Source organism: Arthrobacter sp. JUb115, from assembly GCF_004365035.1.
Lineage (GTDB): Bacteria > Actinomycetota > Actinomycetes > Actinomycetales > Micrococcaceae > Glutamicibacter.
This window is the reverse complement of record NZ_SOBS01000001.1, coordinates 149,290-175,088: the sequence shown is the minus strand read 5'-3', so window position 1 is coordinate 175,088 and position 25,799 is coordinate 149,290. Positions and strand designations below refer to the sequence as shown.

The window sequence follows — 25,799 nt, the reverse complement described above, 5'->3', positions numbered from 1 at the left end:
GATTTCAAGCATTGCTTTCATGACTATTCATTGGTTGTTTCGCAATGTTTGATGTAATCTCATTCACTACGTGCTATAGCTCACGCTTGCCTGCACGGCTCTGCGAAATGCAGAAGCAGCAACGATCTGTTGAGGAGAAATAGGATGCGATACTCGCACGCATCTAAGGCTGTCGTTTTATCTGCAGCCTTGGCGCTGACCCTGTCCGCTTGTGGCGGCGGTTCCAATGAAACCGCCGGTGGCGAAGGTGACGGCTCGTACGTCGTCACCGCAAACACCACCGAACCGCAGAATGGCCTTCTGCCGGCTAACACCAACGAAGTTGGCGGCGGCCGCGTAATGGACCTGATCTTCACCGGTTTGGTCAGCTATGACGCAAAGGGCGCTCCGGTCAATGAACTCGCTGAGTCCATCGAAACCGAAGACTCCCAGAACTACACCATCAAGCTGAAGGCCGGACATACCTTCTCGGATGGTTCCCCAGTAACTGCTGCTTCGTTCGTGGATGCCTGGAACTTCGGCGCCGCGGCAAAGAACGCACAGCTGAACTCGTACTTCTTCGAATCCATCAAGGGCTTCGATGAGGTCAACAAGGAAGGCTCCAAGAAGGAAGAGATGGAAGGCCTGAAGGTAGTGGATGACACCACCTTCACCGTCGAGCTGTCCCAGCCTGAGTCCGACTTCCCGCTGCGCTTGGGCTACACGGCGTTCATGCCGTTGCCTGAAGCGGCCTTCGAGGATCCAAAGGCCTTTGGCGAAAAGCCAATCGGCAACGGCCCATACACGTTGACCGAGTGGAACCACGATGTGAACCTGAAGCTGGACGTCAACGAGAGCTACGACGGACCACGCAAGGCGGCTAACGCCGGCATCGACTTCAAGGTCTACCAGTCCACCGACTCGGCGTACAGCGATCTGCAGTCCAACAACTTGGACGTGCTGGACCAGATCCCGCCAAGCTCGCTGGCTTCCTACGAGACTGATCTGGGCGACCGCTCGATCAACTCGCCCTACGCTGGCAACGCAACCATTACCATTCCGGGTTACCTGGAGCACTTCAAGCAGGGTGAAGAGGGCAACCTCCGCCGTGCAGCGATCTCCCGCGCCATTGACCGCCAGCTGATCATCGACAAGGTGTACAACGGCGGCAAGATCAAGGCCGACGACTTCACCGCACCGGTACTTGAAGGCTATAACGCAGAGGTTCCAGGCAGCGAAGTCCTGGACTTCGACGGGGCTGAAGCCAAGAAGCTGTGGGAAGAGGCTGATGCAATCAGCAAGTGGGACTCCGGCGATGAATTCTCCGTCGGCTACAACGTTGATGGCGCTGGCAACAAGGAATATGTCGAAGCTGTCGTCAACCAGTTGAAGAGCAACCTGGGCATCAACGCCGTGGCCAAGCCATTCAGCTCCTTCAAGGAATTGCGCGAGAAGGTCACCAGCTACGAGATGACCGGTGCATTCCGTACCGGTTGGCAGGCCGACTACCCATCGCTGTACAACTTCCTTGGTCCACTATTCGGTACCGGGGCTGGTTCGAATGACGGCAAGTACTCCAGCAAGGAATTCGACGCCAAGCTGACCGAGGGCCTGTCCGCCACGGATCCTGTTGAGGGTGCGAAGATCTTCAACGAAGCACAGGAAATCCTGTTCAAGGATCTGCCGGCTATCCCGCTGTGGTACCAGGCAGTTCAGGGTGGTTGGAGCGAAAACGTGGATAACGTTGAGTTCGGCTGGAACGGTGTTCCTATGTACCAGCAAATCACTGGCAAATAAGTTTCCTTCAGCATTCGGCCTAATCAGAGCGAATAGAAGCTGAAAACTCGTCAAGGGAGATCCGAGCAGCTCAGGGTCTCCCTTTGGCGTGTCCGTCCTGCCTCGCAAAAATAAACGTCGATTACTTTATCGACGGAAAGAGGATAAAAATGGCCTTGTGCCCTCATGTGTCTCGAGGTGAGATGCAAGCATGTTAAGTTTTACCCTGAAGAGAATCGCGCAGCTGATCCCGGTGTTTATCGGTGCTACTTTGCTGGTGTACTTCTTGGTTTTCGCGACTCCCGGTGACCCAATCGCGGCACTCTCCGGCGGCAAGCCAATGAGTGATGCCACCCAAGCGGCCCTAACTGCGCAATACAACTTGGATAAGCCTTTTTGGGTCCAATACGGCCTGTACTTGAAGAACCTGGTGACTTTGGACCTGGGAACTTCATTCTCGGGCCAAGAAGTCAAGGAGATGCTCGCACGAGCATTCCCTGTCACTGCACGCCTGGCGATACTGGCGTTGCTGATCGAATCTGTCTTCGGCATCATCTTCGGCGTCATCGCCGGCATGCGCAAGGGCAAATTGTTCGACTCGACCGTCCTGATCGCATCGCTGCTGGTCATCGCAGTTCCAACCTTCGTACTGGGCTTCCTGCTCCAGTACGTGGTCGGAGTCAAGCTCGAATGGGCAAAGCCAACCGTTTCCGGTTCGGCAACCTGGGGCGAACTGATCCTGCCGGCCTTGGTCCTGGGACTCGTTTCTCTGGCTTACGTTTTGCGACTGACGCGTACCTCCATCATTGAGAACAAAACCGCTGACTATGTGCGCACCGCAACTGCCAAGGGCCTGAGCCGCAACCGCGTTGTCACCGTGCACATCTTGCGCAACTCGCTGATTCCAGTCGTGACCTACCTTGGCGCCGACTTGGGCGCACTCATGGGCGGCGCCATTGTTACCGAGGGTATCTTCAATGTCCCCGGTGTCGGCCACTTGCTCTACCAGGCAATCCAGAAGGGCGAAACCCCGACGGTGGTTGCCGTTGTAGGCGTCTTGGTGATCGTCTTCGTGATCGCCAACCTGATCGTGGATATGCTGTACGCACTGCTTGACCCAAGGATCCGTTATGCCTGAGAACCAGAACTTTAATCCCGAAGACGGCCTTCCCATCCGAAACACCCGTGCCGGCAAAGTTTCCAAGTACAAAATTGAGCACTACGTGGCCCCATTGGAGGAGACTCCGCTGCAGGCGGTGGATTCTGTCAAGGAAACCGGCAAGCCATTGTCCATGTGGGCTGAAGCATGGCGTTCACTGCGCAAGCAGCCGCTGTTCATCATCTCCACGCTTCTGATCATCGCCGTCGTGGTTGTAGCTGCGTTCCCGCAGCTGTTCACGTCCATTGATCCGACTGGCAACCAGGCATGCTTGCTGGAAAATTCCAATGAGCCAGCACGCCAAGGACATATCATGGGCTTCAACCTGCAGGGTTGCGACATCTACGCCCGTACGATCTACGGCACGCGTGCTTCGCTGCTCGTAGGCGTATTCACTACCCTCATCGTGGTGCTGCTCGGCGGTGCCATTGGCGCGCTGGCAGGCTACTACGGCGGCTGGATCGACACCATCCTGGCTCGTCTGGGCGATATCTTCTTCGCGCTGCCGCTGATCCTTGGCGCCATCATCGTGATGCAGCTTCCTGCCTTCCGTGAAAACCGAAGCGTTTGGACGGTTATCATCACCCTTGCGATCTTCGGCTGGCCGCAGCTGGCACGCATTACCCGCGGCGCAGTGATCGAGGCCCGCAACGCGGACTTCGTGAAGGCCTCGCGCGCGTTGGGCCTGTCCAAGTTCAGCGCTTTGGTCAAGCACGTCATCCCGAACTCGTTGGCACCGATCATTGTTGTTGCCACGGTGAACCTCGGCGTATACATCGTTGCCGAGGCCACGCTGTCCTTCCTGGGCGTCGGGCTTCCGCCAGACGTCATGAGCTGGGGCAACGATATTTCCTCCGCACGTACCCAGCTGCGCAATAACCCGACCATGCTGATGTGGCCAGCACTGTTCCTTTCGGTAACGGTATTGAGCTTCATCATGCTCGGCGATGCAGTGCGCGACGCACTGGATCCGAAGGCCCGGAAGGGAGCCTAAGCAATGACTCAGAGTGCAACTCCCAAGCCTCTGCTGGAAGTCAAGGACCTGGCGATCACTTTCTCCACTCCTGACGGTCCAGTGCACGCAGTGCGCGACGCCAACTTCACCGTGATGCCCGGGGAAACCGTGGCCATCGTGGGCGAGTCCGGTTCCGGCAAGTCAACTTCGGCACTGGCTGCTATCGGCCTGTTGGCCGGCAACGGCAAGGTCTCATCCGGCCAGATTCTTTTTGACGGCGAGGACATCGCCCAAGCGAGCGAAAAGCGATTCGTAGAGCTGCGCGGCAACCATATTGGCATGGTTCCGCAGGATCCGATGTCCAACTTGAACCCGGTCTGGAAGATCGGGTTCCAGGTCAAGGAAACCCTGAAAGCCAACGGCTTGGCGGGGGATAACCCGAACAAGCGTGTAGCCCAGGTCTTGGCCGATGCAGGTTTGCCCGATCCGGAGACGCGTGCGAGGCAGTACCCGCACGAATTCTCCGGTGGCATGCGTCAGCGTGCGCTGATCGCCATTGGCCTGGCCTGCCGCCCGCGCCTGCTGATTGCCGATGAGCCAACCAGCGCACTGGACGTCACCGTGCAGCAGCAGATCCTGGACCATCTGGACACCATGACCAGTGAACTGGGCACCGCCGTGCTGCTGATTACCCACGACCTGGGCTTGGCAGCAGAGCGTGCCGAGAAGGTCGTCGTGATGTACAAGGGGCGTGTCGTCGAATATGGCCCAGCGCTGGAGATTCTGCGCAACCCCAAGCACCCGTACACCCAGCGCCTGATCAACTCGGCTCCATCGTTGTCAGCACAGCGTGGAGACAAGCACGAGGCGATTGTTGATGAGGTAATTCCGGGCAAGGCCGAGCCGCTGCTGAAAGTCAGCAACCTGACGAAGGTCTTCGATATCCGCAAGGGGTTCGGCAAGAAGGAGAAGTTCACCGCGGTGGACAACGTGTCCTTCGAGATCCCCAAGGGCACCACCACCGCCGTGGTAGGCGAGTCCGGTTCCGGCAAGTCCACCATCGCCCAGATGGTGCTCAACCTGTTGGACAAGACCGAGGGCGAGATCATCTTTGATGGCGAACAGATTGGCAACCTGAGCGAGAAGCACTTGTTCAAGTACCGCCGACGTGTCCAGCCGATTTTCCAGGATCCGTACGGATCCTTGGATCCGATGTACTCGATATTCCGAACCATCGAAGAACCACTGCGCATTCACGGTATTGGTAACGCGGCATCACGGGAGAAGAAGGTCAAGGAACTGCTGGATCAGGTTTCCATGCCGGCATCCACCATGCACCGCTTCCCGAACGAGCTGTCCGGCGGACAGCGCCAGCGCATCGCGATCGCGCGTGCTCTGGCCTTGCAGCCGGAAATGATCGTTTGCGATGAGGCTGTTTCGGCGTTGGACGTGCTGGTGCAGGCCCAGGTGCTTGAGCTGCTTGATGAGCTGCAACGCGAAATGGGCCTTACCTACCTGTTCATTACCCACGACCTGGCTGTAGTCCGCCAGATCGCGGACAACGTATGCGTGATGGAACACGGAAAGATCGTCGAACAGGGAACGACGGACGAGATTTTCGATGCGCCAAAGAGTGCATATACCCGCAACCTGCTGGCTGCGATCCCTGGAGCTTCGCTGATCTAGCAGCTCGGAAATCCGCTGAATGGGCCGGTGAAACCGTAAGGTTTCACCGGCCCATTCTGCGCTTAACCTGAGCTCAATCAACGTCATATTCAACGAATATTTCAGATTTAATCAATCTGAAACAAACGTTGCAAAAATGTTATAAATCACTCCGCGAGTCAACATGCATGAAACAGTTGCCCGATTGATTTTTCCCAATCTGAAAGAAATCCTTGAAATCTCGGGGATGTGAGCTGGATCTCGTAAACCCGTGGGTAACAAGCGCGTTGCGAATGACTCTCAGGGGGAGAGTCGCGGCAATATCTGAAGCGCTTCTTTCTATATCCAAGCCAGAAAATTCGGGTTAGTCTATTGCTCAATGGATTGATCATGTGATCTGATCCACATTGGATCCACCGATCCAGCACTCGTATCGTTCAAGAACTCAAGGAGGCGAAATGCGGTTTCAGCGCGTTTCGAAAGCAGTAGCTGTAGGCGCAGCACTGGCCCTGGCCCTTTCGGCTTGTGCACCAGGCGGCGGAGACACAGGCGCCGATGCATCAAAGGATGCTGGCGCAGGTGGCGGCAACGGTTCGGCAGAAGCAGCAAACAGCGGCAAAGCCGATCTGGGTGATATCAAGACTGCCGAAGACAATATCAACGTCACCGTAGGTGCCCCGGAATTCCTGAGCTACAACGGCTTTACTCCGAACACCTATTCCACCTACAACTCGGCCATCGTGGACCGGATGTTCGCTGGGTTCAGCTACTTCGGTACTGACGGCACGCTGTACCCCAACGAGGCCTTGGGCAGCTATGAGAAGGTGAGCGACGATCCGCTCACCATCAAGTACACCATCAACGAAGAAGCCAAATGGTCCGATGGCACGCCGATCACCGTGGCCGACTCCGTGCTGGCATGGGCAGTGCAGAACCTGAACCTCAACGAAGGTGCCAAGGACAAGCCGCTGTTCAACTCGGTCTCTGTTGATCTCGGCGACACTGTTCCAGCTGGTCCGCAGGGCGACTGGGATGGCAAGGAATTCACTGTTGAATTCGCCGAGCCTGATCCGGACTGGGCCCTCCAGTCCTGGATGCTCCACCCAGCACATGTGGTGGCCGAAGAGTCGGGCATGAGCACCGAAGAGCTCGTCAAAGCCATTCTCGCTGGGGAATCCGACAAGCTGAAGAAGGCTGCCGATTTCTGGAACGAAGGCTGGATGACTGACCCGGGCAAGCTGCCCGATGAGAAGATCTCGCCTGTATCCGGCCCCTACAAGCTGGGTAGCTGGAAAGCTGGAGAGTCCGTAACCCTGGTTGCCAACGAGAACTACTATGGCCCCGCGCCTGCAACCAAGGAACTGACCTTCCGCTTCCTTGAAGACGCAAGCATGGTCCAGGCATTGCAGAATAAAGACGTTGACGTCATTAACCCGCAGCCCACCGTTGATACGCTCGCGCAGCTGGAGAATCTTGGCGACGCTGTAGCAATCCAGAAGGGCGACACCCTGACCTGGGAGCACCTTGACTTCAACTTCGCCAAGGGCAACGAAATGACCAATCTGGAACTGCGCAAGGCCTTTGCCATGTGTGTTCCACGTCAGCAGATTGTTGACAACCTGATCAAGCCGCTGAACCCTGACGCCATCGTGATGAACTCCCGCGAAGTCTTCCCGTTCCAGGATAACTACCAGGAAGTAGTGGACGCATCCTACGACGGCCGCTACGACCAGGTTGATATCGAAGGCGCCAAGAAGATCCTCGAAGAGCAGGACGCTGTGGGTACCGAAGTACGCATCGGCTACTCGGCACCTAATGAACGCCGCGCCAACCAGGTCTCGGCCATCAAGTCCTCCTGCGATGAAGCGGGCTTCAAGATCGAGGACACCGGTTCGGCTGACTTCTTCTCGCCAAACGGTGCGCAAGACCGTGGCGACTACGAAGTAGCACTGTTCGCTTGGGCAGGTTCCGGCCAGATCAGTTCCGGCCAGAACATCTACGCCACCGGCAAGCCGCAGAACTTCGGCCAGTACTCGAACGCTGAAGTCGATGCAGCATGGGCGACCCTGGCAAGCTCGCTGGACCCGGCTGTCCATGCCGAGCAGACCAAGAAGATCGAGAAGCTGTTGTGGGATGACCTGTTCGGCATCCCGGTATTCGCCCACCCAGGCTTGAGCGCCTCGGGTTCGGATATCCAAAATGTCCGTCACACCGCAACGCAGGACCAGATCGTCTGGAACGCCGAGCAGTGGGTACGTGCTGAGTAATTGCCCCTAGGCAACGTACTTGCACAATGTGAGTGAGCACATGTGGGGCCCGATCAAAAATCGGGCCCCGCAGTGTGTTCAAAGGTCCCCAACCTCAAGGGCCGGCTCACTTCCGTGAGATGAAAGTAGGACATTAGAACCGTGTGGAAATTTATCGCCAAGAGACTAGGCTCAGCACTTGCCGTGCTGTTCGCCGCATCGCTCTTGCTCTACGTACTGGTAATCAATTCAGGTGACCCGCTCAAGGACCTCCGCGAAAGCAACGCGGATAACCGCGAGTACTTGATGGCCCAGCGTGTGGAATACATGAACCTGGATGCACCCTGGTACGGACGCTACTGGGACTGGCTGACCGGCGCCAGCAAATGCCTGATTGGCCAATGCGACCTGGGACAGAATATCAACGGCGTAGAGGTCTCCGGCTTGCTGGCCAATGCCGCATCGTCCACCTTGCGGCTGGTAGTGCTCGCTACGGTGATCGCCGCGGTTCTGGGTATCGCCATTGGCGTTTTGACTGCAATCCGCCAGTACTCCGGCCTGGATTACATCGTTACCTTCATGACCTTCCTCTTCTTCTCGCTTCCCGTCTTCTGGGCAGCTGTGCTGCTCAAGGAGTACCTGGCGATCAGCTACAACGACTGGCTGGCGGATCCGCAGATATCCCTGGGGTCATCCATAGCCATAGGCATCGTCGTCGGACTCGTCCTGCAGATGTTCCTCGGGGGCTCCTTGAAGCGCCGTGGCATCACCTTCATAGCTGCCGCTGTTTTCGTCCCGCTGGTGCTGCAGTACAGCATTTGGCTGAATTTCTACCGCTACCCGCAAATGGGCCCCGCAATCATCATCGTGCTGACGGCACTCGTGGCCTTGAGCGCCACTGCCATGAGCGTTGGCCTGAATGAAAAGCGCGTGCTGTACCCGGCGCTGATTACCGTCGTGCTGGTCTTGGCCATGTACTACGCGACCTTCTACATGCTGCTGGAACCAAACGCATGGATCCTCTTGTTCGGATTGGTCCTCGCGGTAGCGATTCCGGCAGTAGTCGGGCGCTTCATGGGCGGCCGCTTGCGCAAAGCAGCGATGTCCGTCTCCGTAGCCACCGGTGTTGTCGGTGCAGGATTGACCGTTGTCGATCACATGTTCCGCGCTTGGCCTGGTTTCCTGGATGTCAAGGGTCGCCCCATCGCGACCATCGGGTCGTCCACTGCTAACCTCGAAGGCGGTTTCTGGGATCACTTCCTGGATAACGGCACCCAGTTGCTGATGCCGACCATCCTGCTTGCAGTGATTTCTTTGGCTAGCTATTCGCGCTACACGCGTTCTTCCATGCTCGAAGTGCAGCGCCAGGACTACATTCGCACCGCCCGTTCCAAGGGATTGAGCGAACGCACCGTGATTTTCCGGCACGCGTTCCGCAACGCGATGATCCCCATCGCCACCATTGCAGCCTTCGACTTCGCCGGCCTGATCGGCGGTGCCGTGATTACCGAGCGCGTCTTCGGCTGGAAGGGCATGGGCGAAATGTTCGCAACCGGCCTGGATCATGTCGACCCGGCACCTGTGATGGCGTTCTTCCTGGTTACCGGTACCGCCGCAATCATCTTCAACTTGCTGGCGGATATCGTTTACGCCCTGCTTGACCCACGAATCCGAGTCTAGGAGGCATGGACCAATGAACATCCTTCATGCCTGCAACCCTAAGGACCAGCGATGAGCACCCCGAACAAGAACTTGAACGAGAACGAGCCGCAGAACCTGAATTCCGTGGCCGAGGTGGAAGACGCCAAGCTGGCCCAAATCCACGAAAAGCCGAAGAGCCAGGGACGCATTGTTCTCGAGCGCTTCGTCAGCCACAAGCCAGCGATGATTTCCGCGGTGATCCTGGTCGTCATCACCGTTTTCGCTTTCAGCTCCATTGGCTGGGGACCGATCCCCGGCTGGTGGGGACAGAACTTCTACCACGCTGGTGCCGTTGTGGATGGCGGCAAGCCGACCTTGAGCCTGGTCCCCGCCTGGCTCGGCGGCGAAGGCATCCGCATCGGCGAGCACCCCTTCGGGCAGGACTCGGTCGGCAAGGACTACTTCGCCCTGGTCATGAACGGCACGCAGAAGTCCATCATTATCGGCGTTGTGGTTGGCTTGGTCGCCACTGTCCTGGGAACCGTCATCGGTGCTGTTGCCGGCTACTTCCGCGGATGGGTTGACGAAATCCTGATGCGCATCACTGACCTGTTCATCGTGATCCCATTGCTGGTCCTGGCCGCTGTTCTGGGCAAGATGGCTGGTGCATCCACCGGTTCCATCATCATCCTGGCCCTCGTGCTCGGCCTGGTGACCTGGACCGGCTTGGCCCGACTGGTGCGCGGTGAAATCCTTTCGCTGCGCGAACGCGAATACGTTGCTGCCGCCCAGGCCATGGGTTCGAAGACCAGCCGCGTGATCTTCAAGCACCTGATCCCCAACACCATGGGCGTGATCATCGTGAACGCAACCTTCGCGATCGCTGGCGCGATCCTGCTGGAGTCCTCGCTGTCCTACCTGGGCTTCGGCGTGAAGGCTCCAGAATCCTCGCTGGGCCTGCTGATCAGCCAGTACCAGAACGCCTTCACCACCCGCCCGTATTTGTTCTGGTGGCCAGGCATGATCATCGTTACCATCGCCCTGTCGGTGAACTTCTTGGGTGACGGCTTGCGCGATGCGTTCGACCCGCGCCAAATCGGAAAGAAGCGCCGCCGCCGCGCCGGCCTGTTCGCCCTTCCAACCCGCAAGGAGAAGCCATGAGCCACGCAGCACCAATGAACGAACAAGGCTCAGACGGCTACGCGCTGAGCTTCACCGACCTCAACGTCGTCTTTGCCACCGGTGGTGCAGACGTCCACGCAGTCAAGGGCTTGTCCTTGACCGTCCGCCCCGGGCAGGTCGTGGCGCTGGTTGGCGAGTCCGGTTCCGGCAAGTCCGTCACCTCAACTGCGGCGATGGGCCTGCTGCCGGAAAACGCCAATGTCTCAGGTGTCGCCAAGGTCGGCAACGTCAACGTGGTTGGCCTGGACGAAGGCAAGCTGCGCAAGATGCGTGCCACCGACATCGCGATGGTCTTCCAGGAGCCCATGACTGCGCTGAACCCGGTGCTGACCATTGAGCGGCAGTTGACTGAAGCGCTGGAACTGCACGACATCGCCTATGGCAAGGAAGCAACCGACCGGGCCATCGAGCTGCTGGACATGGTGGGCATCCCGGATCCCGCCAAGCGCGTCAAGCAGTACCCGCACCAGTTTTCCGGCGGCCAGCGCCAGCGTATCGTCATTGCCATGGCGATATCCTGCGATCCCAAGGTGATCATCGCCGATGAGCCAACCACCGCACTGGATGTAACGGTGCAGGCAGAAATTCTCGATCTGCTGCGCGAGCTCAAGAATCGACTGAATACCGGCATCTTGCTGATCACCCACAACATGGGTGTTGTCGCGGATATGGCCGATGAAGTGGCCGTGATGTTCCAGGGCAACCTCGTCGAGACCGGCACCGTGGAGCAAGTTCTGCTGCGCCCGGAACATCCATACACCCAGCGTCTGCTGGCCGCGGTACCGCGCTTGTCTGCTCCGGCTGTTACTACTGCGACGCCCCCGCACAGCTCCGAAACTGCGCCTCCAGGACGCGAGCTGGTGCTTGAAGCCAAGGACCTCGTGCTGGAATACGACATGCGGGGAAAGATCTTCCGCGCCGTGGAAGAGGTGAGCTTCGATATTGCCAAGGGCGAAGTCCTAGGCATTGTGGGCGAGTCCGGCTCTGGCAAATCCACCATCGCCAAGGCGGTGCTCGGCTTGTTGCCTGTGGCTAGCGGCAGCTTGTCGGTCCAGGGCCATGATCTGCCGAAACTTTCCCCGAAGGAAGCCCGTGCGGTTCGCAAGAAAATCGGCGTCATCTTCCAGGACCCGGCAGCATCCTTGAACCCGCGTTTCCCTATTGGCGATTGCATCACCGAACCAATGGTGGTTCACAAGGTTGGCAGCAAAGCAGGGCGCATCAAGCGTGCTGAAGAACTGCTCGATGCGGTGAAGCTGCCGCGCAACGTGATCAACCGATACCCCCACGAGCTCTCAGGCGGCCAGCGTCAACGTGTTTGCATTGCTCGCGCGTTGACCTTGAACCCCGAGCTGCTGATTGCCGATGAGCCAACTAGTGCTTTGGATGTTTCGGTTCAGGCAGTCGTATTGGAAATGCTGCAGGACCTGCAACGGGACTTCAACTTCGCGTGCCTCTTTGTCAGCCATGATCTGGCTGTCGTTGACATGCTGGCTGATGCGGTCGTAGTGATGCAGTCAGGCAGGGCGGTTGAGCAGGGCATGGTGGATACCGTGCTGCATGCCCCAACGCACGACTACACCAAACGCCTGTTGGCCGCGGCTCCGGTGCCGGATCCGCATGAGCAGGCAGTACGCCGTGAGGCTTGGCGCTTGCTGAACAGCACGAAGTAGATGCTGAGCTGAACGACGAATAAGGGGGCTCGTTTCCAGATCTTTAACTGGAAGCGGGCCCCTTCCGTCTGCCCGGGAGAGCTGGACATGGCGAAAGCCGATTCCCCGGATCCGGCCTCGGTCCGGGAAAGCGATACAAGTACTTGCGGGCCTACGAGCAGGTGCTGGGCGGCGGAACTTGGACCAGCTGAACGAGAGGGAATGCCTCGGGCTCAACACTCATCGCTGCAGGAATCACAGGATGACCCGCACTGGCGTTCTTGCACGGATCGTGCAGCAGAAAACCAGCTCGGGCGGAACCCGCAGACGCCTGCCTGGGGCTTTGCGCCGGGCGCGGGACGATGCTGATCCAGGAAAGGACCAAGGGAACCTCGGCGGTAGAGGCCCGTTAATAGGCAAAAGCTGGCTCTCTGCCGAGAGCCAGCTTTTGCCTATCTTTTGGAATCTAGTCCAGCTGCATGACGTTTTCGGTAACGACCTCTGCGCGGGCGTTGGAGAAGATCTGCTCGGTGCCAACGGTCTTGAACCCTCGGCGTTCCAGGACCTTGATGGAACCTAGATTGTCCTGGACCACATGCGCGGTCAATGGGCGCTTGGTGTATTCGGCGAGGAAGGTGTCTACCGCGCTGGTGGTCAGTCCCTTGCCCCAGTACTTGGTCGAAGTCCAGAAATTGATCTCTGGTACTTCGCCGTCGAAGACCAGAATGGATCCAACGACTTCGCCCTCATGCTCGATGGTGCGAACCAGAACATTCGGATCGTTCAGAATCGAGTTCCAGTGGTGGTCGAATACCGCGCGGTCGGCTGGGTTACGCGCTTGATAAGCGGCCATGAGGTTCGCCTCGGGTTCTTGCTGATGAGCGAAGAATGCGTCCAAGTCGGAAGGGCGGACTTCTCGTAGCTGCACGATAAAGGCCTTTCAATCGTGTGGGTCAGCGTGCCGGTATTGGCACACCAGTGAACAATGGCTTGAAACCTACACTACCGGGGAAGTGAGTGCGGCGAGTGCCATGTTGGACAATAACGGCTTCAGGCCGGACTTTTTAGTCCTCGGCGAGTGGGCGGAATGAGCAGTCGAGTTCAGCAAGCCGAAGACGGCGTGCGCGCGGAATCTGTGCGACTGCTTGCTTCCGGTGGGATGCAATTTGGCCAGTTCCGTAGTCCAAAGCCCGATATAGGAGTTCTGGAGTTTGCGGACTAATGCCAGTTCGGCCTTCGGGAGCGATTTCAAATCACGGTCCTGGACCTGCAAAATGTCCGGGCGGGACAGCGAGAAGTCAGTGTGGAAATCAACCAGACGCGAAAGCACCTCCAGGGGAGTGCCGCCGGCTTCCGTGGCCGTGCAGCCCCCGGCATAGATATCTTTGGACATATCTACTAGCAGAGCGATAAGCACTGCCTGCTTGCCGGCGAAATGCCGGTACACGGCCGGACCGGATATGCCGCAGGCAGCGCCCAGATCCTCCAGCGAAACACCCGCGTAGCCATTCAAGGCGAACAGTCGAGTGGCTTCGCGCAAGAGTGCTTCTCGTCGTTCAGCTTTGGCGCGCTCACGCTCTGTTGGTTCATTGAGCGACTGGTATTTGCTCGCCAACACAATCAACTCCTTACGTTTGCCAAGCCTCGGTCTGGACAAGTGTGACCGCTGCCACTAATGTCAAAAATGTAGCTGTTTACCCACCCGTAGGCAGCAACCAGTTAATAAATATTAACCATACGCGTCGCGGCGTGTGCTTCCAAGAAACTCACGCACCTGGCGCAGAACATGACCGCCACCGGTTTATGCACATCCCGCAGCCGATGCCGGTTCGTCCCTCAACGAAGAGAGAGCCTGATGATTGATCTCGAACTCGACGACCAGTATCAAGACCTGGTCGACATGGTCCGCGAATTCGCCCAGGAAGTCGTAGCCCCGCAGAGCGCGCAGAACGATGCCAACCATGCGTTCCCCTATGACATCGTCAAGCAAATGGGGCAGATGGGTCTCTTCGGGCTGCCAGTCTCCGAAGAATACGGCGGTTCCGGCGGCGACTACTTCCACCTCGCGCTGGCGCTCGAAGAACTGGGCAAGGTAGACCAGTCGGTAGCCATCACTCTCGAAGCCGGCGTCTCCCTGGGCGCGATGCCGATCTACCGCTTTGGCAGCGAGGGCCAGAAGCAGAAGTGGCTGCCAGCCCTGGCCGCCGGCGAACGCTTGGCCGGTTTTGGCCTGACCGAACCCGGTGCAGGCTCCGACGCCTCAGCTTCCTTGACCAAAGCGAAACTGGAAAATGGCGAATGGGTTATCGATGGCGCCAAAGAATTCATAACCAACTCCGGTACCGACATCACTTCCCTCGTCACGGCCACCGCTGTCACCGGTGTCGACGAAGCAACCGGCAAGAAGGAAATCTCGGCAATCATCGTGCCGACGGGAACCGAAGGATTCACCGCGGAGAAGGCCTACGACAAGGTGGGTTGGCGTGCCAGTGACACCCATCCGCTGAGCTTCAGCAGCGTGCGAGTTCCGGAGGAGAACCTGCTTGGCGAGCGCGGACGCGGATACGCCTACTTCTTGGAAATTCTCGATGAGGGACGTATCGCCATCGCGGCGTTGGCCACCGGAGCCGCCCAGGGTTGCCTCGACGAGGCGGTGAAGTATGCCAAGACACGGACTTCCTTCGGCCAGGCCATCGGCCAGTACCAAGGCATCTCCTTCATGATCGCTCGCATGGCTTCGCGCGCCCACACGGCCCGTCTGGCCTACTACGCGGCGGCGGCGAAGATGCTCGCCGGCAAGGACTTCAAGATCGAAGCCGCGCATGCCAAGCTGATTGCCAGCGAAGCGGCGATGGATAACGCCCGTGATGCTACCCAGATCTTTGGCGGCTACGGATTCATGAATGAGTCATTGGTTGCACGGCACTACCGCGATTCGAAGATCCTGGAAATCGGCGAAGGAACCACGCAGGTCCAGCAGATGCTCATTGCCCGCAGCTTAGGTCTCTGATTCTTGCCAGAGGGGGCGCTGCATCCTGATTTTGGGGTGTGGCGCTCTTTGGGCGCTCACAGTAAAACGAACCATAATGGGTAGGGTGAGCTCCCAGAAAACTTTCATTCCAGCCGGACATCCCCGTCGCGTCAGCCTGATCGGTTCCACCGGTTCCATCGGCACGCAGGGACTGGACGTCATCGAAAACGCATCCGGACAATTCTCCGTGGCAGCGCTGTCCGGTGGGTACAACCTTGAATTACTGGCTCGCCAGGCAATTAAGCACCGCCCTGCGCTCGTTGGCAGCGCGGTGGAATCCAAGGAGGAGCTTGCCGCGGCCATTAAGCGAGCCGCAGAAGATGCATCGGTAACCGGATACACTCCCGAGCTGGTGGCCGGCGCGCATGCGGCAACCGAGGTTGCCGCTTTCGCCGAGGCCGACGTGGTGCTCAATGGCATCACCGGTGCCATTGGCCTAGCCCCGACCATTGCTGCCTTGGAAGCCGGCCACCTGCTGGCACTGGCCAATAAGGAATCCCTGATCATCGGAGGCCAGGTAGTCAAGCGGATCGCGGCACCAGGCCAGATCTCGCCCGTTGATTCCGAGCACTCCGCCCTCGCACAGGCCCTGCGCTCTGGCGCGCCCGAGGAAGTGGCCAAGCTGCTGGTGACTGCCTCTGGCGGTCCATTCTTCGGCTACAGCCATGAGCAGCTGCGTGATGTCACCCCCGCCCAGGCGCTGGCTCATCCAACCTGGGACATGGGGCGCATGGTCACCACCAACTCGGCCACCATGGTCAACAAGGCTTTGGAAGTCATCGAAGCCCACCTGCTGTTCGACGTGCCACTGGAAAAGATCGAGCCTGTGGTGCATCGCCAGTCAATCATTCACTCGATGGTGGAGTTCATCGACGGTTCGGTGATCGCCCAGGCATCGCCGCCGGATATGCGCCTGCCGATCGCTTTGGGCATTAATTGGCCGCATCGGGTTACCGGTGCCGCGAAGGCTTGCGATTTCTCCACCGCAGCAAGCTGGACCTTCGAACCACTGGATGAGGAGGTCTTCAGCGCTGTAAAGCTTGCCAAGCAGGCCGCAGCGTCGTCGGGAACGCATATGGCTGTCTATAACGCCGCCAACGAAATTGCAGTGGATGCCTTCCATGATGGAAAGATCCGCTTCACCGACATCGTTGAGACCGTGGAACGGGCCTTGGACGAGTACACCCCGATGAGCGCAGCGCTATCGGTCGAAACAGTGCTGGAAACAGACCGCTGGGCCCGCGCCCATGCAACGAAGATCATCGAGGCCAAAGCATGAGTGCATTGCTGTTCATCGGCGGCGTCCTATTCATGGTGGTAGCCGTCGGGCTTTCCATTGCGCTGCATGAAATCGGGCACCTGGTACCCGCGAAACTGTTCAAGCTGCGCGTTCCGCAGTACATGATCGGTTTCGGCAAAACGCTGGTTTCCTTCAAGCGTGGCGAAACGCAATACGGCATCAAGGCCCTGCCCCTGGGCGGCTACATCTCGATGGTGGGCATGTACCCGCCACGCGACCAGGTCGTCTCGGATGCTTCCGTGAAGAAGCCGAATCTCTTCCAGAAGGTCTTCGGACAGATGGTGGATGACGCACGCTCGCAGGCCAACGAGAACGTGCTGCCCAGCGATGAAGGCCGGCTGTTCTACCAGCTGCCGATCTACAAGCGCGTCATCATCATGCTCGGTGGCCCAATCATGAACCTGGTCATCGGGTTCGTGGTGATCGGCATCGTGCTGACCAGCTTCGGCCAGGCTACGCCAACCACCACGGTCTCCGAGGTGTACCAGTGCATTGCCAGCGCACAGAACGCAGAGCAGGCCGAATGCACCGACAAGGATGTCCCAGCGCCGGCTTACGAGGCAGGCCTCCTGCCAGGGGACACGATCACCGCCGTAAACGGCACCGCTGTTGCGGAAGCTGAATGGAATAAGCTCACCGATGTCATCCGCGATCATCCAGGAGAACCCATCACCCTGGACTATGCCCGCGACGGGCAGATTCGCACCACCGAGCTGACTCCGTACCTGACCGAACGCCCGGCGACCGACAAAAATGGCTACGTGCTGCTCGATGAGCAGGGCGAATACATCATGACCAAGGTCGGTTTCGTCGGGATGGGCTCCTTGCAGCGGGACCTGACCCAGCCGCTGAGCGCGGTTCCCGGCGTGATCGGGGATCAGTTGCTGAGAATTGGCGATGTCATCCTGCACCTGCCCCAGCGCATGGTGGATGTCGCCCAAGCTGCTTTTGGCAGCGAGGAACGCGACCCGAATGGGCCGGTGTCCATCGTGGGCGTTGGGCGCATTGCCGGAGAGATCAGCGCGGAGGATTCCATCTCGGTAGCTGACAAATTCGCAACCTTGCTGTCATTGGTGGGCGGTTTGAACTTGGCCCTGTTCGCCTTCAACCTGATCCCGCTGCTGCCGCTGGATGGCGGCCACGTGGTGGGCGCGCTGTATGAGGGGCTGAAGCGCACAGTTGCCAGGATCTTCAGGATCAAGAAGGTACGGCCTGTGGACACGGTCAAGCTTTTGCCGCTGACTTATGTCGTGGTGGTAGCGATGCTGGTCATGGGCGGGCTCTTAATATATGCGGATATCTTCAAGCCGATACAGCTGTTCTAAGCAGGGAGAAATATGCTGTAGGCATGACTGTTTTTGCTGTTGAATACGCGTACGCCGAGAACTCCACCGAGCTGCGCAATGAACACCGTCCAGCACACCGCCAGTACCTTTGCGGCTTCCTCGGCGAAGGTGCGGTACGCCTTCTTGCTTCGGGGCCGACCCCGGTCAACGACGGCGCGCTGTTGATCTTCGCGGCAGAATCGCAAGCTGCGCTGGACGAAGTGCTTTCCAATGATCCTTTCCAGAAGGTTGGCGGAATCGGCGCGGCCACCGTCACCGAATGGAACCCGGTAATTGGCCTGCTGGAGGATTTCGCGTCCTAGACGATAGGTACCTTGCACCAGCCTCCGCTGTTCTTTTCCGAGAACAGCGGAGGCTGCCTGCATTAAACAGCTCGGATGGCGCAGACTGGTAGGGGAGAGGAAGTGGAAAACATCATGGATGTGCAGATCACGTCAACGCTGGCGATCCCTGCAGCCGAGCTGAACTGGCATTTCTCCCGTTCCTCGGGCCCCGGCGGGCAGCATGTGAATACCTCGGACTCACGGGTGGAACTCACCTGGGTAATTGGCGCTTCGCGGGCCTTGTCCGACTGGCAGCGTCAGCGCTTGCTGGCGAAGCTCGGACCTCGCTTGGTGGCCGGGGCCATCGTCGTGACTGCTTCCGAAGAGCGATCGCAATGGCGCAACCGCCAGCTCGCCCAAGAGAAGTTGGGGCGCATCGTGGAAAAAGCGCTGGCGCCGGATGCACCGGCACGCAAGGCAACGAAACCTACCCGCGGTTCTCACCGGCGCAGGCTGAGTGCCAAAGCTACTCGCTCAGCCACCAAGCAACTTCGCCGCAAACCAGGGATGGACTGATCTCAGCGATCAGCTACTGTGCTTCATGTCACTTTGCTGCACGGAATGGTTGGGGTGGGGAAACGGTTGAAAGTAGGTGAAGCGTCAGCTTTCTATTATTTTGCCTTTAGGAGAACACCCTATGACCACCAAGGTCCTCACCCTCGTCGGTTCCCTGCGAAACGGTTCGACCAACCAGCAGCTGGCCGAAGCCACTTCGCACAACGCACCTGAAGGCATGGAAGTTTCCGTGTTCAGCGGCTTGGAGAACATTCCTTTCTACAACGAGGACCACGACGTGGAAGGTGGCGTTCCTGCCGCCGCCCAGGCCCTGCGCGACGCAGCGGGTGACGCCGATGCGCTGATGCTGGTCACTCCTGAGTACAACGGCACCATGCCAGCTGTCCTGAAGAACGCCATTGACTGGCTGTCCCGCCCCTTCGGTGCCGGTGCGCTCAAGGACATGCCAACCGTGGTCGTTGGCACCGCTTTCGGACAGTACGGTGGCGTCTGGGCGCAGGACGAAGCGCGCAAGGCACTGAACATCGCCGGCGCCAACGTGCTGGAAAACGTCAAGCTGGCTATCCCTAACTCGGTAGTACGCTTCGCTGAACTGCACCCGAAGGATGACGCTGAAGTTGTCGAGCAGGTCTCTGGCGTGCTGAGCAGCATCAAGGAAATCGCCGAAGCCAACTAGGTTTTCACGATCCCCGGAAGCTCAATAGTGCAAGAAAGGCCACGGTAACCGTGGCCTTTCTCGCATGAGTACCCGCTCACCGCGATACGGTGACATACTTGGACTAGAGAAATACCCACAATCTATTCGGAGGCGTCCATTGACTTCGGTCAGCCTAGGCATGCCGGCAGGCCCACCGCCGGTACTCGCACCACGTCGCAAGACTCGCCAGTTCCAGGTTGGATCCGTAGGTGTCGGCTCCGACTCGCCGATTTCGGTTCAGTCGATGACTACCACCAAGACCCACGACATCAACGCCACCTTGCAGCAGATTGCCGAGCTGACCGCTGCCGGCTGCGACATCGTGCGTGTGGCCTGCCCAACGGATAAGGATGCGGAAGCGCTGAAGATCATTGCGATGAAGTCGCAGATCCCGGTGATCGCCGATATCCACTTCCAGCCAAAGTACGTCTACGCTGCCATCGAAGCAGGCTGTGGCGCGGTGCGCGTGAACCCCGGCAATATCCGCCAGTTCGATGACCAGGTCAAGGAAATCGCGCAGGCCGCCAAGGACCACGGCACCTCCATTCGCATCGGCGTCAATGCTGGCTCGCTGGATCGCCGCTTGCTGCAGAAGTACGGCAAGGCCACCCCTGAAGCGCTGGTTGAATCAGCTGTTTGGGAAGCTTCCCTGTTTGAAGAGCATGGATTCCATGACTTCAAGATCTCGGTAAAGCACAACGACCCTGTGATCATGGTCCGTGCCTACGAGATGCTGGCCGAACGCGGGGACTGGCCACTGCACCTGGGCGTGACCGAAGCCGGTCCAGCATTCCAGGGCACCATCAAGTCCGCCACCGCTTTCGGTGCACTGCTCTCCAAGGGCATTGGCGACACCATTCGCGTATCGCTGTCCGCTCCACCGGTAGAAGAGGTGAAGGTCGGCAACCAGATTCTGGAATCGCTGAACCTGCGCCCCCGCAAGCTGGACATCGTTTCTTGCCCGTCCTGCGGTCGTGCCCAGGTGGATGTTTACACCTTGGCCGAGCAGGTTACCGCTGGGCTCGAAGGCATGAAGGCTCCATTGCGCGTGGCAGTAATGGGCTGCGTTGTCAACGGACCGGGCGAAGCCCGCGACGCTGACCTCGGCGTTGCCTCCGGCAATGGCAAGGGGCAGATCTTCGTTAAGGGCGAAGTCATCAAGACCGTCCCGGAAGATCAAATTGTTGAGACTTTGATTGAAGAAGCCAACCGTTTGGCAGCAGAAATGGGACTGGACAATGACGAGAATCCTTCCTCGGGTTCTCCCATGGTCTCCGTCAGCTAGAACTAGCCGCCGGAGCGTCGAGGGAGAGCCGCGCATCTTGGGCCGTCGTGATACGACAGCCCTCATTGAGCTGCTCGATCGCGACCCCGTCGCCAATATATTCACCCGTTCGCAGGTGAGCATCCACCGGTCAGCAGTCCCAGACGGGTTTGCGCACATCGTTGGCTTGGACGGCAGCGAAGGTCTTGAATCGGCATGCTGGGTGGGCGCTAATATGGCGCCCACCGCCATGCCGGATTCCGATGCCCAGAAGTACGCCATGCATGCCATCGATTCCCGACAGCGATTCGCCTCGGTATTCGGTCCGGCAGAAACAGTTCTGGCCATGCATGAAGTCTTGCGGGATGGTCCGCAAGAAATTTTTGATGTCCGGGAAAATCAGCCATTAATGGCCATCACCCAAATCCCGGAGGGAATTCGCCGCAACCGGATTCGGCCGGCTCAGGTTCAGGAATTCGACCTAGTCCTGCCTGCCAGCGCTGCCATGTTCGAAGAAGAGCTTGGATATTCGCCGTTGGAAAACGGTGGAAGCTTCTACCGCAACCGTGTACGCCAGTTAATTCGTGAGGGGCACACGCTCATGGACTGCGACCAGCGCGGCAACGTGATTTTCAAGGCTGATTTAGGCACCGTCACCGACGAAGTAGTGCAAATCCAAGGTGTTTGGGTGAACCCGATTTATCGCGGCCAAGGCTTGGCTGCCGGCTACATGGCCTCCACGGTGGACTACGCGATGCAGTTCGCTCCTGTAGTGAGCCTGTACGTCAACGACTACAACACCGCTGCAATCAAGACTTATCAGAGCATCGGCTTTGAACAGGTCGGCACCTTCGCAACGATCCTGTTCTAGCGTGCCGCTGGTTAAATGTCCCTGAGGCTTCTTAATGCGGGGCAAGCGCATCCGAATCTCATACACTCGTAGGTGTTATAACCACGGACGGGGAGAATAGTGTCAGCAGCAATCACTATCAAGAAGATTCCGGCCGTGCTCGCCTTGCTGGCAATCCCGATGTTAGCATCGTGCTCCGTTGGAGGAGAAAGCTCTCCATCTCCGAACTCGCTGCCGCTGGTGCAAATGGATGCCCAGCAACTTGAGACCAGGCTTACCGAATTCGGAAACGGTTTGCCCAAGGCCAAAGTCTTCGATGACCGGGCGCTCCGCTCCAGCATTCCCGTAGCGCAAGAGTGGATGGAAAATATGGAAGTCAATCCCAGCAAATGCGGCGTGACTTTTGCAGCTCCGATTACAGAGCAATTGAAGAATTCCACGATGGGAGCCATCGAATATCAACATGGCTATTTGACCGTGGCCCTGTTCAACGACGAGGAAACCTTGAAGGAACAGTGGAAAGCCAAATTGGAAGAGAACGCCGGATGCTCCCGGTACACCGTGAAATCCGGCAATGAATCGCGGGCCTACCACCTGGCGAAGCAGCCGATCGATTCTCCAGCCGAGATGAGTGAAAGCTATGTAGTAACCAGTAGCAACGGCTCGTCGACGGAACAGCAACTGATTGTCCGTTCGGCAACATCGAACGTGTTGATTGGCCTGCAAGAACCGACTTCGAAGGACTCGGCGGCCGAGCAGCTGACGGCGGCAACTGAGACCATACACGCGTTGCTGGAACAATTGAACTAGAGCGCCACGCTGATCTTCACACGCATGTGCCGGTCGGCAACGACAGGAAGAAAACTATGATTAAGCGTTCAGCCCTCTGGGCACTGCCTTTGGCCATTGCGATGGCTTTGACCAGCTGCTCATCGGGATCGAGTCCAGAGCCCTCCGCTTCCTTGGAATCGCAAGCACCATCGGCGGATCCCAGCCAGCCAGCGGAGCAGTCCGTCGGGGATGCGCTGTCGGCAGAGGAAGTCGAGAGCATCGCCTCCAAGATTGTAGAAGGCGACAAGGCTGTGCAGGTCATTGGCAACGAGCAAATGCAAAAGCAGTTAGCTGTTGCCAAGGATGCGAACTTGCCAAGCGGCATCAAGCCTGAGAAATGCGCCGACATGAATGCCGAATATACGGTCACGGATCTGACCGGCTCTGTCGCAGCCACTGCAACCAGTTCCTCGGAGGCAGTGGGCAAGGTGGTGCAGGTGTTTTCCCTGACCGATGAGGTGACGCGAAAGAGAGTAGCGCAGGCCTTGACGCTGGATGATCTCGAAGACTGCAAGACGGTCGCCATCGATCAAGGGGGACAGGAAATCCAAGCCGAACGCCAGATCCTAGCACTGGATGTGCAAGCAGAGCAGTCGTTGACAATGTCCACTCAAATGGATGCCGGTGGCGGCCAGATTTTGACCTCGGTTGCCGTGCAGGCCTTGGACGGAAACGACTTCGTCCTGGTCACCTTGCAAACCGGCTCGCAACAGCCTGCAGAATTGGCTGGAGAGGCAGTAAACCTGGCGGATCGGGCATTCGCTGAGATCAAATCGGTGCAATAGGACTGCGCTGAAGGCACCCGCGTGATCCCATCCGCAGCAGCGTTGGTGCATCTTTTGCGTCGACTCGAGCCATGGTTTAAGAACCTGGTTCCAACGTGAGCGCAACATGCCCAGCGCAGACGCGGACTTTCCTGGCCATGGCTACGCCATTGCCTTGCCGTGCGACATGGCAATGATTCTGCCCACCTGCCCGGGCGGAGCGGTTCGCAGATTTCCGAATCACCAATGCTGAGCAGAACCTGTAGCTTGTCCCTGGTCCATGCCCAATACTTTCGCGATACGTTCGTTTGCAGCCGCCGGGCGCTGACTGCCGCCCGCAGAGGGTGAGAGGCTTTGACGACGTGCCGTTCCGATCGTGCTACCGAGCTTTGCCAGTGCCGGCAACTGGGGTGAATACGTGCTCAAATCGAATCGCGGCATTACTCCCCGAAAGTACTTTTATTTCCAACGTATTGTGAAATACTGAAGATGATCAATTGTCGTCGACGTGAGGAAGTCACCATGAAGAAGCGCTCAATTTGGGTGTTGCCCGTAGCAATTGCCCTGGCTTTGACCGGATGCGCCAGTTCAGACACCGAAACCGGCGGCACTGCAGATTCCGCTGGAAGCAGTGAATCCGAGGGGGCGTCCGGTAAGGTTCTCGATGCCACGCAGGTCAAATCCGTCATCGACAAGGTAATGGAGGGCCAAGACAGCGCGCAGGTGTTCGACAACGACACGTTGCAGCAGCAGCAAGAAGGCTTGGACCTTAGCGCCTTGGCTGAAGGCGTCTCTCCCAAGGAATGCGCCGATCTGCAGAAGGAGAACAGCTTCACGGATCTCAGCAAGGCCTATGCGGCAGCAGGCGTCGTGGCTGAATCTGCAGGCAGTACCACGGTGCAGTTGCTGTCCTTGAAGGACGATGCAACAAGTCAAACCATTGCTAGTCTGCTGGAGTTCGACGACTTCGGCAAATGCTCCACGATGCAAGTGGAGTCCGGAGGCCAGAAGCTCGATATTGAGTCCAAGGTGCTGGATGCCGATACGCAGGCTCCACATGAATTGGCCATTTCCACGACCACTTTAATGAGCGGAAAAGCAGTCCAGGACAGCGTGAATGTCCAGGCTTTGGACGGTTCGACCTATGTCCTGGTCAATGTCATTGGGCAACCAGGCTCCGAAGGACTGCAAGAGCAGGCAACGCAATTGGCCGAGAAGACTCTGGCTGAAGCCAAGAACGCCCAATAATCAGTTTCGGCGCTGAGGCGTCGCTGATGAGGCCATGGGCCCCGGGAAGTTGATCCTGAATCAGCATCTCGGGGCCTTCACCATGTCGTGATTTGAAAGAGAAGTGGCTGAATTCCTTTTCATCGCCTCGTCGACATGGCATTCTCAATGGATGACCCTGGAACACGGTGCGCCACGCAAATCCATCGAGGCTGCCTTGACTGCGGGCGAGGATCCGACGCGCAAAGCCCGAAGCTTGAAGTCCCTGCATCAGCTCTGGGCCGAAGGTGCGTGCATCCCTGAAGTGGTTCGGCCAGTGGTGGCGCGTTCATGGTCCAGGGCCGGCAAGCTTGAAACAGATATTGTTCCTTTGGATACGTCTGAAATACGCGAGCGCAGGCAGGCTAACGAAGAACTCAACGGACTGGTCGAGCTCTTCAAGGAGCGTTTGCTCTCCTTGGCCACCCAGGCGGGAAACCAGCTGGTCATCTCCGACGAGCAAGGATTCGTGCTCTGGGTGCTCGGGCCCTCTGCAGTACGCCGCCGAAGTGACGGCATCGGATTTGTCGCCGGTGCACGCTGGCGCGAAAGCGACGTGGGCACTAATGGGATCGGCGCGGCAATGGCCGAGCGTACCCCGGTGCAGATTTTCGGCCCGGAGCATGCCCGGGAAGAACAGCACAACTGGGTCTGCACATCGGCGCCGGTCATGAATCCTGCCGCCTCGGCGCTGATTGGCACGATCACGCTGGCAGGCTCGTTCCGCACGGCGCATCCGCACTCCTTGGCTCTGGTCTCATCCGTGGCCCGAGAAGCAGAATTATTCCTGCAAACCGAGCATGCCTTGAAAATGCAGACGCTCCAGCTTTCCACCCAACTGCCCGAAGGCGAGTACGTCCTAGTTGACGTGCAAGGCTCCATAGCCGCCGCCCAAGGCTACAGTGTTGGATCCAAGCTCAATTTGCCGATGTCCATGGAAGAAGGGCGGAACTGGATTTCCGGGCTGGGATCAATTGATGCGCGGCGGACACCGGGAGGCTGGCTGCTGCAAAGGGCAGAAGGCCAGGTGAGCCTCCAGCTGTACGCAGGAGCTTCACTGCAGGCTATTGTCCATTCGCCCGGTGGGGCGACGCGCATCAACTTGAGCGCGAAGCATTGGCAGATCCTTGAGCTGCTGGCTGCGAACCCTCACGGAGTGAGCTCAGGGCAGTTGGCGAGCCTGTGGCCTGCGGATACGCCGAACGTCACCATCCGCGCCGAAATATCCCGCTTGCGTTCCAAGCTGCGTGGCCTGATCGCCTCACGTCCCTACCGGATCGTGGTCCCGGTGAGCAGCCACTAGCAATCCCGGAGCAGCTGCAACCTATTGCAACGCTTTTCTTTTGTGACGCAGAT

General features: G+C 58.4%; 22 protein-coding genes. 20 read left to right on the top strand and 2 right to left on the bottom strand.

What is annotated here, in order from left to right:
* The first annotated feature begins 144 nt into the window (after window positions 1–144).
* The 8 genes from EDF61_RS00810 to EDF61_RS00775 all read left to right on the top strand — a co-directional run bounded on the left by EDF61_RS00810 (window position 145) and on the right by EDF61_RS00775 (window position 12,276).
* Window positions 145–1,776, top strand: coding sequence for a peptide ABC transporter substrate-binding protein (locus EDF61_RS00810; protein ID WP_105657253.1), 1,632 nt, complete (start codon window positions 145–147; stop codon window positions 1,774–1,776).
* A gap of 190 nt (window positions 1,777–1,966) precedes the next feature.
* Entirely contained in the window at window positions 1,967–2,893 is a 927-nt protein-coding gene (locus EDF61_RS00805; RefSeq protein WP_105657254.1) for an ABC transporter permease, read from the top strand.
* Entirely contained in the window at window positions 2,886–3,908 is a 1,023-nt protein-coding gene (locus EDF61_RS00800) for an ABC transporter permease (protein ID WP_286134154.1), read from the top strand. The genes EDF61_RS00805 and EDF61_RS00800 overlap by 8 nt, the downstream gene beginning before the upstream one ends.
* A 3-nt stretch (window positions 3,909–3,911) precedes the next feature.
* Complete coding sequence (locus tag EDF61_RS00795; protein ID WP_105657255.1) at window positions 3,912–5,555, top strand: ABC transporter ATP-binding protein; 1,644 nt, start codon at window positions 3,912–3,914, stop codon at window positions 5,553–5,555.
* Window positions 5,556–5,992: 437 nt separating this feature from the next.
* Window positions 5,993–7,801, top strand: a complete 1,809-nt coding sequence (locus EDF61_RS00790) for an ABC transporter family substrate-binding protein (RefSeq protein WP_105657256.1) — start codon at window positions 5,993–5,995, stop codon at window positions 7,799–7,801.
* 141 nt (window positions 7,802–7,942) lie between these two features.
* Window positions 7,943–9,460 carry an ABC transporter permease gene (locus tag EDF61_RS00785; RefSeq protein WP_105657257.1) on the top strand — a complete coding sequence of 506 codons (1,518 nt, stop codon included), beginning with the start codon at window positions 7,943–7,945 and terminating at the stop codon, window positions 9,458–9,460.
* Window positions 9,461–9,511: 51 nt separating this feature from the next.
* On the top strand, window positions 9,512–10,582 hold the full coding sequence (locus tag EDF61_RS00780; RefSeq protein WP_105657258.1) for an ABC transporter permease: 1,071 nt from the start codon (window positions 9,512–9,514) through the stop codon (window positions 10,580–10,582).
* Entirely contained in the window at window positions 10,579–12,276 is a 1,698-nt protein-coding gene (locus EDF61_RS00775) for an ABC transporter ATP-binding protein (RefSeq protein ID WP_105657259.1), read from the top strand. The genes EDF61_RS00780 and EDF61_RS00775 overlap by 4 nt, the downstream gene beginning before the upstream one ends.
* Before the next feature lie 445 nt (window positions 12,277–12,721).
* On the opposite strand, the gene EDF61_RS00770 is transcribed toward EDF61_RS00775, so the two are convergent.
* Together EDF61_RS00770 and EDF61_RS00765 are read right to left on the bottom strand one after the other, a co-directional pair.
* Window positions 12,722–13,183 carry a GNAT family N-acetyltransferase gene (locus EDF61_RS00770; protein ID WP_105657260.1) on the bottom strand — a complete coding sequence of 154 codons (462 nt, stop codon included), beginning with the start codon at window positions 13,181–13,183 and terminating at the stop codon, window positions 12,722–12,724.
* A 69-nt stretch (window positions 13,184–13,252) separates the two neighbouring features.
* Window positions 13,253–13,873, bottom strand: a complete 621-nt coding sequence (locus EDF61_RS00765) for a TetR/AcrR family transcriptional regulator (RefSeq protein ID WP_105657261.1) — start codon at window positions 13,871–13,873, stop codon at window positions 13,253–13,255.
* A gap of 237 nt (window positions 13,874–14,110) precedes the next feature.
* Between EDF61_RS00765 and EDF61_RS00760 the strand changes: the two genes are divergently transcribed.
* The 12 genes from EDF61_RS00760 to EDF61_RS00705 all read left to right on the top strand — a co-directional run bounded on the left by EDF61_RS00760 (window position 14,111) and on the right by EDF61_RS00705 (window position 25,746).
* Window positions 14,111–15,265, top strand: a complete 1,155-nt coding sequence (locus EDF61_RS00760) for an acyl-CoA dehydrogenase family protein (protein WP_105657262.1) — start codon at window positions 14,111–14,113, stop codon at window positions 15,263–15,265.
* Between the two features lie 76 nt (window positions 15,266–15,341).
* Window positions 15,342–16,565 carry a 1-deoxy-D-xylulose-5-phosphate reductoisomerase gene (gene dxr, locus EDF61_RS00755; RefSeq protein ID WP_105657263.1) on the top strand — a complete coding sequence of 408 codons (1,224 nt, stop codon included), beginning with the start codon at window positions 15,342–15,344 and terminating at the stop codon, window positions 16,563–16,565.
* Window positions 16,562–17,911 (top strand): M50 family metallopeptidase, encoded by a 1,350-nt coding sequence (locus EDF61_RS00750; RefSeq protein ID WP_105657264.1) that lies wholly within the window; start codon window positions 16,562–16,564, stop codon window positions 17,909–17,911. Before dxr ends, EDF61_RS00750 begins: the two co-directional genes overlap by 4 nt.
* Before the next feature lie 23 nt (window positions 17,912–17,934).
* The gene (locus tag EDF61_RS00745; RefSeq protein WP_105657265.1) at window positions 17,935–18,234 is read left to right on the top strand and encodes a YciI family protein; all 300 of its coding nucleotides are present in this window, start codon (window positions 17,935–17,937) and stop codon (window positions 18,232–18,234) included.
* Window positions 18,235–18,348: 114 nt separating this feature from the next.
* Window positions 18,349–18,771, top strand: a complete 423-nt coding sequence (gene arfB, locus EDF61_RS00740; RefSeq protein ID WP_105661823.1) for an alternative ribosome rescue aminoacyl-tRNA hydrolase ArfB — start codon at window positions 18,349–18,351, stop codon at window positions 18,769–18,771.
* Window positions 18,772–18,892: 121 nt separating this feature from the next.
* A complete protein-coding gene (locus tag EDF61_RS00735; RefSeq protein ID WP_105657266.1) occupies window positions 18,893–19,447 on the top strand; it encodes an NAD(P)H-dependent oxidoreductase in 555 nt (184 codons plus the stop codon).
* Between the two features lie 139 nt (window positions 19,448–19,586).
* Entirely contained in the window at window positions 19,587–20,753 is a 1,167-nt protein-coding gene (gene ispG, locus EDF61_RS00730; RefSeq protein ID WP_105657267.1) for a flavodoxin-dependent (E)-4-hydroxy-3-methylbut-2-enyl-diphosphate synthase, read from the top strand.
* Complete coding sequence (locus EDF61_RS00725) at window positions 20,707–21,603, top strand: GNAT family N-acetyltransferase (protein WP_286172044.1); 897 nt, start codon at window positions 20,707–20,709, stop codon at window positions 21,601–21,603. Before ispG ends, EDF61_RS00725 begins: the two co-directional genes overlap by 47 nt.
* Window positions 21,604–21,738: 135 nt before the next feature.
* Window positions 21,739–22,392, top strand: coding sequence for a hypothetical protein (locus EDF61_RS00720; RefSeq protein WP_133832999.1), 654 nt, complete (start codon window positions 21,739–21,741; stop codon window positions 22,390–22,392).
* Between the two features lie 56 nt (window positions 22,393–22,448).
* On the top strand, window positions 22,449–23,198 hold the full coding sequence (locus tag EDF61_RS00715; RefSeq protein WP_105661825.1) for a hypothetical protein: 750 nt from the start codon (window positions 22,449–22,451) through the stop codon (window positions 23,196–23,198).
* A gap of 501 nt (window positions 23,199–23,699) precedes the next feature.
* Window positions 23,700–24,425: a substrate-binding domain-containing protein gene (locus EDF61_RS00710; RefSeq protein ID WP_105661826.1), complete on the top strand. Its 726-nt coding sequence runs from the start codon at window positions 23,700–23,702 to the stop codon at window positions 24,423–24,425.
* A 103-nt stretch (window positions 24,426–24,528) separates the two neighbouring features.
* A complete protein-coding gene (locus EDF61_RS00705; RefSeq protein WP_286134597.1) occupies window positions 24,529–25,746 on the top strand; it encodes a helix-turn-helix domain-containing protein in 1,218 nt (405 codons plus the stop codon).
* The last annotated feature ends 53 nt before the right edge of the window (window positions 25,747–25,799 follow it).

Excerpts from the sequence above, each read along its gene's own strand:
- EDF61_RS00710 (WP_105661826.1), top strand. The coding sequence starts at position 23,700 with ATGAAGAAGCGCTCAATTTGGGTGTTGCCCGTAGCAATTGCCCTGGCT.
- EDF61_RS00805 (WP_105657254.1), top strand. The coding sequence starts at position 1,967 with ATGTTAAGTTTTACCCTGAAGAGAATCGCGCAGCTGATCCCGGTGTTT.
- arfB (WP_105661823.1), top strand. The coding sequence starts at position 18,349 with ATGGATGTGCAGATCACGTCAACGCTGGCGATCCCTGCAGCCGAGCTG.
- EDF61_RS00745 (WP_105657265.1), top strand. The coding sequence starts at position 17,935 with ATGACTGTTTTTGCTGTTGAATACGCGTACGCCGAGAACTCCACCGAG.
- EDF61_RS00725 (WP_286172044.1), top strand. The coding sequence starts at position 20,707 with ATGACGAGAATCCTTCCTCGGGTTCTCCCATGGTCTCCGTCAGCTAGA.
- EDF61_RS00800 (WP_286134154.1), top strand. The coding sequence starts at position 2,886 with ATGCCTGAGAACCAGAACTTTAATCCCGAAGACGGCCTTCCCATCCGA.
- EDF61_RS00775 (WP_105657259.1), top strand. The coding sequence starts at position 10,579 with ATGAGCCACGCAGCACCAATGAACGAACAAGGCTCAGACGGCTACGCG.
- EDF61_RS00810 (WP_105657253.1), top strand. The coding sequence starts at position 145 with ATGCGATACTCGCACGCATCTAAGGCTGTCGTTTTATCTGCAGCCTTG.
- EDF61_RS00735 (WP_105657266.1), top strand. The coding sequence starts at position 18,893 with ATGACCACCAAGGTCCTCACCCTCGTCGGTTCCCTGCGAAACGGTTCG.
- EDF61_RS00750 (WP_105657264.1), top strand. The coding sequence starts at position 16,562 with ATGAGTGCATTGCTGTTCATCGGCGGCGTCCTATTCATGGTGGTAGCC.
- dxr (WP_105657263.1), top strand. The coding sequence starts at position 15,342 with ATGGGTAGGGTGAGCTCCCAGAAAACTTTCATTCCAGCCGGACATCCC.
- EDF61_RS00790 (WP_105657256.1), top strand. The coding sequence starts at position 5,993 with ATGCGGTTTCAGCGCGTTTCGAAAGCAGTAGCTGTAGGCGCAGCACTG.
- EDF61_RS00715 (WP_105661825.1), top strand. The coding sequence starts at position 22,449 with ATGATTAAGCGTTCAGCCCTCTGGGCACTGCCTTTGGCCATTGCGATG.
- EDF61_RS00780 (WP_105657258.1), top strand. The coding sequence starts at position 9,512 with ATGAGCACCCCGAACAAGAACTTGAACGAGAACGAGCCGCAGAACCTG.
- EDF61_RS00795 (WP_105657255.1), top strand. The coding sequence starts at position 3,912 with ATGACTCAGAGTGCAACTCCCAAGCCTCTGCTGGAAGTCAAGGACCTG.
- EDF61_RS00760 (WP_105657262.1), top strand. The coding sequence starts at position 14,111 with ATGATTGATCTCGAACTCGACGACCAGTATCAAGACCTGGTCGACATG.